The organism is Pseudoalteromonas sp. HF66 (assembly GCF_011806445.1).
Lineage (GTDB): Bacteria > Pseudomonadota > Gammaproteobacteria > Enterobacterales > Alteromonadaceae > Pseudoalteromonas > Pseudoalteromonas apostichopi.
On the sequence record NZ_JAATOU010000035.1, the window covers coordinates 1 to 11,833 of the forward strand.

General features: G+C 41.4%; 11 protein-coding genes and 2 tRNA genes. 9 read left to right on the forward strand and 4 right to left on the reverse strand.

Annotation, left to right across the window (positions count from 1 at the left end):
* Window positions 1-581: 581 nt before the first annotated feature.
* The 4 genes from HCZ11_RS19285 (at window position 582) to speB (ending at window position 4,616) form a co-directional block, all read left to right on the forward strand.
* The gene (locus HCZ11_RS19285) at window positions 582-1,043 is read left to right on the forward strand and encodes a GNAT family N-acetyltransferase (protein ID WP_105174581.1); all 462 of its coding nucleotides are present in this window, start codon (window positions 582-584) and stop codon (window positions 1,041-1,043) included.
* A gap of 82 nt (window positions 1,044-1,125) precedes the next feature.
* Window positions 1,126-1,551 (forward strand): hypothetical protein, encoded by a 426-nt coding sequence (locus tag HCZ11_RS19290; protein ID WP_130051191.1) that lies wholly within the window; start codon window positions 1,126-1,128, stop codon window positions 1,549-1,551.
* Between the two features lie 224 nt (window positions 1,552-1,775).
* Window positions 1,776-3,689 carry a biosynthetic arginine decarboxylase gene (speA, locus tag HCZ11_RS19295; protein ID WP_167659231.1) on the forward strand — a complete coding sequence of 638 codons (1,914 nt, stop codon included), beginning with the start codon at window positions 1,776-1,778 and terminating at the stop codon, window positions 3,687-3,689.
* A 3-nt stretch (window positions 3,690-3,692) separates the two neighbouring features.
* On the forward strand, window positions 3,693-4,616 hold the full coding sequence (speB, locus tag HCZ11_RS19300) for an agmatinase (RefSeq protein ID WP_130051193.1): 924 nt from the start codon (window positions 3,693-3,695) through the stop codon (window positions 4,614-4,616).
* A gap of 55 nt (window positions 4,617-4,671) precedes the next feature.
* On the opposite strand, the gene HCZ11_RS19305 is transcribed toward speB, so the two are convergent.
* Both HCZ11_RS19305 and gloB read right to left on the reverse strand, forming a co-directional pair.
* On the reverse strand, window positions 4,672-6,258 hold the full coding sequence (locus HCZ11_RS19305) for a LysM peptidoglycan-binding domain-containing protein (RefSeq protein WP_167659232.1): 1,587 nt from the start codon (window positions 6,256-6,258) through the stop codon (window positions 4,672-4,674).
* A 146-nt stretch (window positions 6,259-6,404) separates the two neighbouring features.
* Window positions 6,405-7,178 (reverse strand): hydroxyacylglutathione hydrolase, encoded by a 774-nt coding sequence (gene gloB, locus HCZ11_RS19310; protein WP_167659233.1) that lies wholly within the window; start codon window positions 7,176-7,178, stop codon window positions 6,405-6,407.
* A gap of 53 nt (window positions 7,179-7,231) precedes the next feature.
* Here gloB and HCZ11_RS19315 point away from each other — a divergent pair, with 53 nt between their 5' ends.
* Window positions 7,232-7,990: a class I SAM-dependent methyltransferase gene (locus tag HCZ11_RS19315; RefSeq protein ID WP_130051196.1), complete on the forward strand. Its 759-nt coding sequence runs from the start codon at window positions 7,232-7,234 to the stop codon at window positions 7,988-7,990.
* Here the strand turns inward: HCZ11_RS19315 and HCZ11_RS19320 are convergent.
* Both HCZ11_RS19320 and rnhA read right to left on the reverse strand, forming a co-directional pair.
* The gene (locus tag HCZ11_RS19320) at window positions 7,961-8,824 is read right to left on the reverse strand and encodes an MBL fold metallo-hydrolase (protein ID WP_167659234.1); all 864 of its coding nucleotides are present in this window, start codon (window positions 8,822-8,824) and stop codon (window positions 7,961-7,963) included. The genes HCZ11_RS19315 and HCZ11_RS19320 overlap by 30 nt on opposite strands.
* Window positions 8,825-8,913: 89 nt before the next feature.
* Window positions 8,914-9,381, reverse strand: coding sequence for a ribonuclease HI (gene rnhA / locus HCZ11_RS19325; protein WP_167659235.1), 468 nt, complete (start codon window positions 9,379-9,381; stop codon window positions 8,914-8,916).
* Between the two features lie 68 nt (window positions 9,382-9,449).
* Here rnhA and dnaQ point away from each other — a divergent pair, with 68 nt between their 5' ends.
* The 4 genes from dnaQ to HCZ11_RS19345 all read left to right on the forward strand — a co-directional run bounded on the left by dnaQ (window position 9,450) and on the right by HCZ11_RS19345 (window position 11,833).
* A complete protein-coding gene (gene dnaQ, locus HCZ11_RS19330) occupies window positions 9,450-10,160 on the forward strand; it encodes a DNA polymerase III subunit epsilon (RefSeq protein ID WP_130051199.1) in 711 nt (236 codons plus the stop codon).
* A 9-nt stretch (window positions 10,161-10,169) separates the two neighbouring features.
* Window positions 10,170-11,543, forward strand: coding sequence for a TIGR03503 family protein (locus HCZ11_RS19335; RefSeq protein WP_167659236.1), 1,374 nt, complete (start codon window positions 10,170-10,172; stop codon window positions 11,541-11,543).
* Window positions 11,544-11,641: 98 nt separating this feature from the next.
* Window positions 11,642-11,718, forward strand: a tRNA-Asp gene (locus HCZ11_RS19340).
* 41 nt (window positions 11,719-11,759) lie between these two features.
* Window positions 11,760-11,833, forward strand: a tRNA-Asp gene (locus HCZ11_RS19345).

Sequence of the window (11,833 nt, forward strand, 5' to 3'; positions counted from 1 at the left end):
TTATTTCACGGTGCTGTAGGTCGAATACAAGCTATTGAAAACTACTGTAGTAAAACTGCTCGAAAGCGGCGAAGTAACAGGACTAATAGTCTATTTCTGTTAGCTAGCTAATTCTTTTATGTGATTTTTGTAATATTATTTTTTAAAACCATTGCTTTGAAATGGCTAGCGTTTCTCAAATTAATCAAAATCAGTTTTAAGATTAAAGGAAAAGAAAGACCTTTAAAGTTAAGCGGGCTTTGCAAGGTCAAGTTTAGAGAGATTGAGAGGAGTTTTAACCTAAGTCTAAAGTTTTTATTTTTAAGTGCCTGTCCATTTTAGTTAAATTAAAAACTAAAGTGACTGTCTTCTTAAAGTTGTCAGTAAAAATCATTAATCTTTAATTGAGCGGTGTAGGTTGGACTTTAATTTTTATCAACTGGGCGTTTTTTCAGTTACATACTGTTGAACTAAGCGATAGTATAGCGGTCTGAACAGTACCTATAAAAATGAATATTGAAAACAACAGTAGAGGATTAAACTAATATCCGATATCATTGTTAACATCATTAACAAAAACGACATATAAAAATGGGAGTTTTATGCAGTTAGTCGATTTAAATCCACATGATCCTGAAGTAGTACACGTGTTTTCTGATATAGACCGACTCATAAACTCATTATATCCTGTTGCAACCGCTCAATCCTTAAGTGTTGAAGAACTTGCTGAACCTAATGTTTATGCCATTGGCTTGAAAAATGAAGATGGTATCGTTGCTTGTGGTGCAATCGTGATGCAAGAAGGCAATCCTCCATATGGTGAAATCCGCCGCCTATATGTAAAACCAAGTTACCGTGGTAAAGGTTTATCACGTCGAATTATGCAAATACTCTTGCATCACGCAGGTGAGCAGCAAATTCCGCTTATTCGATTAGAAACAGGCCCTAAACAAACAGAATCCATTAGCCTATATGAAAACTTAGGCTTCAATCGTTGTGGTCCGTTTGGTAACTATAGCGAAAATCCACAAAGTTTATTTATGGAGTTAGGGCTTAACCAGTAAGTTAGGTATTAAGCCATGTTTTATTGAGGTTATCCTAATTTATAAATATTCCTTACAATTCATATGTTTTGTTACGATTTTTTTGATTACTGCCTGTGGTGATAAGTCACAAGTATCTATTACTTCTAAGAGTAAGCAACCCGACTTTACTATTGATACCACCCAGTTCTACTTAAACTCATGTCACTCCCTAACTGGTGTCTTCAATCATAATGGCACTATAGAATCAAAAGTTATTCTTACATTTCCTTATCGGCCTTTAAGTGTTTGCACTGATAAACAATCACAGCTTAATTTTGATGGTACTTATCTTACTGTAAAAATTTGCCGCACATCTTTTGGTGCAGGAGGGTGTGGGGTTGAAAAATTTCGGACAAAGGACTTTGAAAATTGGCAAGAGTACATCGGTATTACGTGGCATGATAACGAGCAATATGAGGCATGGAGGCGCTTGGGATCGAACTCAACAAAAGCAGATGAAATCACAAAAGTAGTGCCTGTCCTCTAAAATACTCTAAAATGAAAAACAGTCCACTAATATCTATTCTTGTTTACAGTGCCTGTCCTTAAATAATTTTGAGTATGGGTAGGGAATTATCGATTCGTTTTTCACATTAAAAATCACTCGTTACGAGTAAAAATTCTTGTTGGACTTGAATCACTATTTTTCTTTTAATGCGCGGCAACAACCCTTGCCGTTTTTGGCATTACTAAAATTAAAGAGAAAGATAGATGAAAGAGACAACATCACTAGAACAAGCTCGCACGAGTTACAATGTTCGTCATTGGAGCCAAGGTTTCTTTGGTATTAATGATCAAGGTGATGTGTATGTTGCGCCAAAGGCCCATGCCCCAGAGCAAACCATTGCACTAATCGATATCGCACAGCAATTACAAGACAAAGGCTTAAGCTTGCCTGCGTTGGTTCGTTTTCCACAAATTTTACATCATCGTGTACATAGCTTATGTCAGGCATTTAACACGGCGATTGAAAATTATGGTTATCCGAAAGACTATTTGCTTGTTTATCCAATTAAAGTAAACCAACAACGCGAAGTTGTTGAAGAAATAGTTGCAAGCCAAGCTGATATTGAAAAAAAGCAATTGGGTCTAGAAGCGGGCAGTAAACCTGAGCTATTAACGGTTTTAGCCATGGCTGAAAAAACCAGTGCTGTAATTGTATGTAATGGCTATAAAGACCAAGAATACATTCGTTTAGCACTGATTGGCGAGAAGCTAGGTCACAAGGTTTACATTGTTCTTGAAAAACTGTCTGAGCTAGACATGGTGCTTAGCCAAGCAAGAGAGTTAAACGTAAAGCCACGCATTGGTATTCGTGTACGTTTAGCGTCGCAAGGTAAGGGCAAGTGGCAAGCAAGTGGTGGCGAAAAATCAAAATTTGGTTTGTCGGCATCGCAAGTACTCAGTGTGGTTAATCGTTTAAAAGCGTCTGATCAACTTGATCTGATCCAACTTGTACACTTTCACCTTGGCTCGCAAATGGCAAACATCCGCGATGTTCGCTTAGGTGTGAGTGAAGCTGCGCGTTTTTACTGTGAGTTACGCAAATTAGGTGCACAAATTGATTGTTTAGATGTAGGTGGCGGTTTAGCGGTAGATTATGACGGTACACGAAGCCAGTCTCATAACTCAATGAACTACAGCTTAAGTGAATACGCTAATAACATTGTATACACCATTGGTGATACCTGTAAGTTATATGAGCAACCAATGCCGCGCATTATTTCTGAATCAGGTCGTGCGTTAACAGCGCACCATGCTGTATTGATTTCGAATGTTATTGGTACCGAAAGCTATGTACCAGAGGACATTCAAGCGCCAGCCGCTGATGCACCCCTACTGTTAAAGAATATGTGGACATCATGGCAGCAGTTAAGTGATGACAATGACGACCGTGCATTAATTGAAATTTATCATGATAGCCAAGGTGATTTAGCCGAAGCACATAATCAATTTGCACTTGGCTTATTAGATTTAACAGAGCGAGCATGGGCGGAGCAAGTTAACTTACGTGTATGTTATGAACTTAACAAACATATGGATAACAAAAACCGTTTTCATCGTCCGATTATTGATGAATTAAATGCGCGTTTAGCAGATAAGTTTTTTGTGAACTTTTCATTGTTCCAGTCATTACCGGATGCATGGGGTATTGACCAAGTGTTTCCTGTTTTGCCTTTAAGTGGTTTAACAGAGGCACCACAAAAGCGTGCAGTGTTACTTGATATTACCTGCGACTCAGATGGTGCTATGGAGCACTATGTCGATGGTCAAGGTATTGAAAGCACCTTGCCGGTACCAGCATTTAGCGAAGAAAAACCTTATTTAATGGGCTTTTTCTTAGTGGGTGCTTACCAAGAGATTTTAGGTGATATGCATAATTTATTTGGTGACACGCACAGTGCAATTATAAAAATGGACGAGCAGGGTCAGGCGAAAATCACTGAAGTTAACGAGGGTGATACCGTTGCTGACATGATGCGTTATGTACATTTAGATGTAGAAGGTTTTCAGCAATCTTACGCCCAGCTGGTAGCGGCAAAATTACCAGAATCAGAGCAGCAAAGCGTATTAGATGAGCTGCAAACTGGCTTAAATGGTTACACTTATTTAGAAGAGTTATAAGCAATGTCGACATTGTTTGACCACACAGATCATTCGTTATATTCAAACGGCATGACGTTTCTACGTCAGCCGATGGTGCAAAACATCACTGCAATCGATGCCGATGTAGTGGTGCTAGGTTTACCATTTGACCTGGCGACCTCGGGTCGCCCAGGTGCACGTTTAGGCCCTGATGCAATTCGTCGTGCCTCTGTGCACCTTGCGTGGGAAGAAATCAAGTACCCGTGGACGTTCCCGTTGTTTGAGCGTTTAAAATTAGCTGATGCTGGTGATTTTACCTACCCAGTAGGTGACCCAGAATATTTTACAGCGCAATTAGAATTAGCGGCTGAGCAAATTCTTCGTCAAGGTAAAACATTATTAGGCTTAGGTGGCGACCATTTTGTGACTTTGCCTTTACTGCGCGCCCATGCTAAGCAATACGGTAAGATGGCATTAGTTCATTTTGATGCTCACACAGATACTTACAGCAATGGCTCACGTTATGATCACGGTACCATGTTTTATCATGCGCCGATGGAAGGACTCATTGATGTTGAACACAGTATTCAAATTGGTATTCGTACTGACTTTGATCAGAGCAAACATGAGTTTGCGGTGATTGATGCAATGGCTGCCAATGATTTACCAGCACAAGATATCGCTGAGCAAATCAAAGCACGCGTGGGTGACTTACCTGTGTATCTAACCTTTGATATTGACTGCCTTGACCCTGCATTCGCTCCAGGGACAGGCACACCTGTGTGTGGTGGCTTAACAAGCGATAAAGTGCTTAAGGTGCTTCGTGCATTGAAGGGCATTAATATGGTCGGTATGGATGTGGTTGAAGTATCGCCATCATATGATCAAAGTGAATTAACCGCGATTGCCGCAGCGACCATTGCCAATGAGTTATTACACTTATGGGCTTTAAAGCATAAATACTAAGTGAGAGAGACAAAGAGCGCCTAAAGGCGCTCTTTTTTAACATAAAATGAAGCCGTTATGCGCTTCGTACATCAACTTTTAACTTAAGCTTTTGCCCAGGCTGAATGTATTTTTGTCCAGCTAATGAGTTCCATTTAATAATATCTTGCACAGAAACATTAAACTTAGCAGCAATGCGCGCTAACGAGTCACCACGACGAACTTTATAGGTAATGGTGCGCTCTTTGATTTGTGTAGCAGCAAGTTGTGATTTTTCTTGCTTATACACAGTTAGCTTTTGACCAACACGCAGTACAGCGTCTTTTTTTAGCTTATTCCATGTTGCAAGTTCAGCTATGGTCACATCGTACTCACGGCTGATATCCCACAGTGTATCGCCACTGGCGACTTTATGGCTAAGTTTTTTACGTGTTGCTTTATTAGCCGCCATACGTACTGATTTTGGTAAATGCTGGCTATTAATCTCACCATCGCTTAGTGGCACAAGCAATTGCTGACCAACACGAATAGTATTCGATGAAAGCTTATTCAGGGTTTTAATCGCGTTTGTGCTTGTCGAAAACTTCTTCGCAATCACAGATAAACTGTCACCGCGTGCAACAATATATTGCTGCCAGCGTAGGCGGTCTTTTTGCTCTGTTTTAGCTAGCTTGTTAGTAAACGCTTCAACTTTATCAGACGGTAATAATAAAAAGTGCGGTCCATTTGGATCTGTCGCCCAGCGATTAAAACCAGGGTTCAAACGATAAAGTTCAGTTAAGCTAATATCTGCCATATCAGCAGCGAGTGCCAAGTCGATTTGGCTTCCTACATTAACCGCTTCAACTACTTGAGCATTAATAATTGGCTGCCACTTCACACCAAACTCGTCGCTGCGTTTTACTAGATCAGACAGCGCTAACAGCTTTGGTACGTACGAAGTGGTTTCTTTTGGTAAATCAAGTGACCAAAAATCCGTTGGTAAATGCTTTTTACGGTTCTTTTTAATGGCGCGAAGTAAACGACCTTCACCTGAGTTATAGGCCGCAATGGCATTTAGCCAATCGCCTTCTAAGGTTTTGTGTAAATATGATAAGTAATCTAGCGCTGCACGGGTCGATTGCACAATGTCACGACGACCGTCATACCACCAGTTTTGTTTTAAATCGAAACGCTCACCGGTCTGTGGCATAAATTGCCAGATACCTGAAGCACTGCGGTGCGAATAGCCAAATGGGTCAAATGCACTTTCTACAATGGGTAAAAGGGCAATTTCGATTGGCATTTGACGTTTTTCGACTTCTTCAACAATGAAGTATAGGTATGGCTCAGCTCGCTTCGAGATACGATCTAAATAGGCCTGATGACGCGCATAATAGTTACGCTCAGCAACAACAGGGCGGTTTTGTGGCACATCAATCGAAAGCTGGTAGCGAATACGTTCCCATACATCATCAAATACAGGAGGCGGCTCATCAATATCGGTTAATTGTTGATACTGAGCGTTGATCATCAATGCATCATTGATGTCGCTCGGACTTGCGCCGTCTAATTGTTGCTCAACATTATTGCTTGCAACATCTGTACTTGCTGAGTCAGAGGCTGTTAATTGACAGCCACTTAAAATCAGCGCAAGTGATAAAACTAAAGGAGACTTATACATATATACCCATACATCAGGTAAAAAAACTCGGCGAATATTACCTGCTCTGAGAACATATTGCCACTTTATGACCAGTTTATGTCAGCTTATTATTGCAAGATGCTGATCTAAATATACAAAATTGTAACTGCTGGCATTTAAGTTTTTTAAAACTTATCTTTCCAGGCTCTGAGACCTGAAAAGCGTTGCCAAGGTTCATTCAGATCCAAATTAATTTTTAGCTCATCAGGCAGCTCATCGGTGATAGTTGCTACGTTGCTACGCAAAAATGGATTTATTTGTTTTTCAACGCCTAACTGAGTTGGCAGGCTTATTTCGCCGTTGGCGCGCAGCATATCTACTTTATCACTGTAGTTGAGTAGGTATTCATTATTTGGTTCAACGGCTTTTGCAAAGGCTAAGTTGGCTTGCGTGTATTCATGAGTGCAATAGATTTTACACTCATCTGGCAGGGCTCTTAATTTACATAGCGAGTGCCACATTTGCTCAGCACTGCCTTCAAATAATCGTCCGCAGCCAGCACTAAATAAGGTGTCGCCAGTAAAACTTAATTCGTCATTAATGTAACAAACATGGTCTAGGGTATGACCGGGTGTCGCAAGCACGGTAAAAGTGTAATCATACACAGTGACTTTATCCGCTTCTGATACGCCATGAGTAATGCCTTTAAAAGGGCTGTGTCTTGGCCCATAAACCGGAATATCACGACATGCCTTAACCAGTGCAGCAACGCCATCGGTATGGTCATAGTGGTGATGGGTAATCAAAATACCGCAAAGTGTTAAGTTTTGCTCGTTTAGGTAGTTTAAAACAGGTTCTGCTTGACCTGGGTCTACAACCCATGCAGTTTGCTCAGCCTCATTGCTGATGCACCAAATGTAATTATCAGAAAAGGCTTTAATTGCTTTAACTTGCACCATGTTTAATTGCTCTATAAAGTGACAGTTAACACACAGTATAACGAGCTCAGAAAATGAAACCAGCCCTTAGTTTTCAAGAAGGTCCTAAGCCATACTCTTGGCAGCAGTTCCCTCATGGTGACTATTTACGTGCTGAAATTGAACGTAAGCTAACGCCATGGCTGCCACGCATGTTTGGCTATCACATGCTCAAACTTGGTAATTTAAGTGGTGAGCTGGCAACCAGTGAAAGTCCTATTAAGCATCAAGTTTGTGTAGCAGAGCAGGGGTTATTTACCGGTGTAATTGCGGATGTAGACGAACTGCCTTTTTATGAGCACAGTGTTGATGCATGTATTTTATCGCATTGCTTAGAATACCACTCAGATCCGCACCACATCTTACGCGAAGCACACCGTACTTTAATTCCCGGTGGCTATCTGGTGATCACGGGCTTTAACCCGTTTAGCTTGTGTGGATTGGCGCAGCTTTTACCTTTTAGTCGCCAAAAGCTTCCTTGGACAGGGCGCTTTTTTACACCTTCGCGAGTAAAAGATTGGCTGAATCTTTTGGGTTTTGAGATTATTTCGGATGAGCGATTTATCCATTCATCGCTTGCAAGAGGGAGCCGTTTATCACGCTTTGCTGCTTGGCGTAGTTTTGGTCAACAATATTTAAAGCCAATGGGGAGTGTTTATATGCTGGTGGCTCGAAAACGTGTGGCCCCGCTTACACCAATTAAACCTAAATGGCATGCAAGGCCGCAATTTTCGCCGGTAAAAGGAGCTGGGCTTAGACAAACATCAAAGCAGCACTGTGAGCGGGATAGCTAAATAGTGTTGGTGAGTATCCGTTTTGCTTGGGTATTGGCCTGCACGAATATTTAATTGAATAGAAGGGTGCAGCAGCTTTGGTACAGCTAAGGTTGCATCGCGGTCTTCCCGAGTTGCAATAAAGCTTTGTTTATCGCCTTTTAAATGAATGTTTTGCTCACGCTGCTCTTTCACTGTGGTTTTGTTCGCGAGAGGTCGGCCATCTGGTTGGTAGTCATGACACATCCAAAGTACCGTGTCGTCAGGTAAAGCTAAAATACGTTGTAGTGAATCATATAACTCGGCTGCACTACCGCCAGGGAAGTCACAGCGGGCTGTGCCGCTGTCTGGCATAAAGAAGGTGTCACCTACAAATACATTGCCATCAATGTGGTAACACACACTATCAGGAGTGTGGCCTGGCGTTGCAATTACATCTACCGTGTAATCACCTAACTGAAATTGAGCTTTATTAGCAAATAAGGCATCAAATGGTTCACCATTACATGGCATATCTAGATTATAAAGTTGGCTAAAGTGTTTTTGAACGTGTGTGATCCCTTCGCCTGTACCAAGCTTACAGGGATGTGTGTTTTGTAATTGTTGCTTTATATAACTTGCTGCGGTGATATGGTCAGCATGTGCATGGGTCTCAAGTAGCCATTGTAATGTGAGCTGCTCAGTCTTTATGTAGCTGATGATCTCATTGGCTGTTGTAAAACTTAACTCACCACTTGGCATATCAAAATCAGCGGGTGCATCAATCAGCAAGCAATCTTTAGTGCTTTCACAACTAACTAAATAACAGAGAGTGGCGCTTTGTTGATGAAAAAAAGAGTGAATGCGCAGAGCCATAATGAGTCCTTTATAATTCGTTATAGCCAAATCTTATAACATATAACAAAAATATAAAACGGCCTGCGCCAAGTTTATTTCAAGGCTCCTTAATTACCGTCGTAACCTGTGTCTTCAAGTAATTTATCGCTGCCAGCAGCTTCGCGAGCAAGATCGTCAACGATTTCATTATATTTATTGCCGCTATGGCCCTTTACCCAGCGCCATTCTACGTCATGCTGTTGGCATGCTGCATCAAGTCGTTTCCATAAATCGACATTCTTGACTGGCTTTTTTGCTGCTGTTTTCCAGCCGCGTTTTTTCCAATTTTCGACCCATGACTCAATCCCTTGTTTCACATATTGGCTATCGGTGGTGAGAATGACGTGACAAGAGCGGGTGAGGGTTTCTAGTGCAACGATAGCTGCGAGCATTTCCATCCGATTATTTGTTGTTAGGGTATAACCTTGACTTAATTGCTTCTCGTGGCCGTTGTATCGCATCACGATGCCATAACCTCCAGGCCCTGGATTACCTAAACATGATCCATCGGTGTAAATCTCTACGGTTTTCTGCACTGTTTTACCTTGATATTGTGTACAATAAAGTGATGATAGAAAGATACCAGAGTCAGGCTTAAGACGATATGGCACATAGACAAATAGTTTTAGATACAGAAACCACGGGTATTGACCCAAAGCAAGGCCACCGCATTATTGAAATCGGTTGTGTTGAACTTGTTAATCGCCGCCTTACTGGCAACAACTTTCATGTGTATATCAATCCACAGCGTGAAATAGAAGAAGAAGCGATAGACGTTCACGGTATAACCAATGAATTTTTGCGTGATAAGCCTTTATACCACCAGATTGCTCATGAATTTTTAGAATATATTCGCGGCGCTGAGCTTGTAATCCACAACGCTGCGTTCGATATTGGTCACATGGACAATGAATTTGCATTGTTAAATCAAGGTTTTCCGAATACTGCCGATGTATGTAGTGTACTTGATACTTTGAAAATGGCGCGTGACTTGCATCCAGGTCAAAAGAATAACCTTGATGCACTTTGTCGTCGTTACGATATTGATAACTCAAAGCGTACCTTACACGGCGCACTGCTGGATTCCGAAATTCTAGCAGATGTTTACCTTTCTATGACGGGTGGACAAGTAAAGCTGAATCTTAATCAAAATAAAGATGAAAGCTCAACACAACAAGCTGGTGGTATTCGCCGACTTAGTGCTGATAGAGCACCGCTTGTCGTATTAAGAGCAACAGAACAAGAGCACGCCGCTCATGAAGAGCGTTTAGACTTGGTCGCTAAAGGTGGTCAATGCTTATGGCGTGCAGAATAGGGTAATAAAATGAGAAAACAACTACTAGCAGGATTAGTGTGTTTAATTCCCTTAACGGGATTTGCCAACGAGCAAGATAAAATAACCCCATTAGAACGTGATGGGGTGCAAAATGAAATTCCCCTGCTAGAGAACCGTTTTCGTATTGACCATAAAATCGATAAAGTTACTTTACTCTTCTTTCGTAAGCGCGGTGCGCCTGCCGTTGTTTTAGTTCGCCCTGATGGTACCAAGTACTATGCTACTGACTCAGTCAAAAATGATGACCTCGACTGGCATGATGAATTAAGCTATGACTTGATCACCATCAGCAACCCAATGCCTGGTCCCTGGCAAGTAGTCGGCAGCATTTTGCCAGATAGCCGTATAATGGTGCTGGGTGAAATTGAGCTTAATGTTGATCCACTCCCGCCTATGCTGTTTCGTGGAGAAACAGTCAAACTAACTGGCCGCGTATTAAATGATGGTGAGCCTATAGAAGTTGGCCAGTTTCGTGATGTAATAAGTCTACACGTTGATTTTGTCAGCACTAATAATAGTGATTTCGCAAACTTTGGCGCAGGTACGCAAAGTGTTACCGATTTTAGAGATGATGGGCGTGGCTTTGATGAGCGTCCTCTTGATGGTGTGTTTACCGGTGAATTTAAGCTGATATTCCCAGCTGGGGAGTGGCAACCCGAGCTTTATATAGAAACCCCTATATTAAAGCGTACCGTGGTACAAAAACCCATTGTCGTGCACGAACCGCCTTTTGCTTACGAAATAGCACTTGCTGAGCAAGATGAAGATGATCACATTTTAACGATCACCTTAAATCCTGAAATCGTCAAACCAGAAACAGTGCTTATTCAAGGAAAAATATATTACCCCAATAATGAAGAGCAAATGTTCTCTTTAGATGCTGATAAATCGCAAACACGTGAGCTTGCCATTAAAAATTATGATTGGGGTCGATATAGTGTCGAGCTTTCTGTATTTGGTAGCAATATAAATGACCGTGAATTTATGGCTACTTTACCTACTTATAAATTTGAAATAGAGCGCCCAATTGAAGCTGTACCAGAAATTGTTCGCCCTGAAATTGATTTAGAAGCGCAAGCGGAGCAACAACGAATTCTTGAAGAAGAACAAAAAACATCCACCATGCTCATGGTGATCTTAATTGTTGTTGGAAATTTAACCGTACTTTTATTGGGTTGGCTAGCAATTAGAATTTTTGTTCAAAAGAAACCGCTTAAATTTAAATTTTCGTTACCGTTTTTAAAGAAAAAAAATCAAACCGAAAATGATGAGCAAGCAACGAATGAAAATGAAGTTGGCAAAAACGGCTCAAAAAATGACAAATCAGGTGAAATTTTAAACCTTTCGATGTCAGATGACTAAAAAACCTGTAAAAATACAAAAAACCCCTTGACGAACCAGAGGGTGATTCGTATTATTCACGCCGCTGTCAGGGGAGACTCAGTCAGCAACGAAAATGTGGAGTGGTAGTTCAGTTGGTTAGAATACCGGCCTGTCACGCCGGGGGTCGCGGGTTCGAGTCCCGTCCACTCCGCCAATTACTTGCACAACTTATGGTTGTAAAACATTTTCCTTTGCGGAGTGGTAGTTCAGTTGGTTAGAATACCGGCCTGTCACGCCGGGGGTCGCGGGTTCGAGTCCCGTCCACTCCG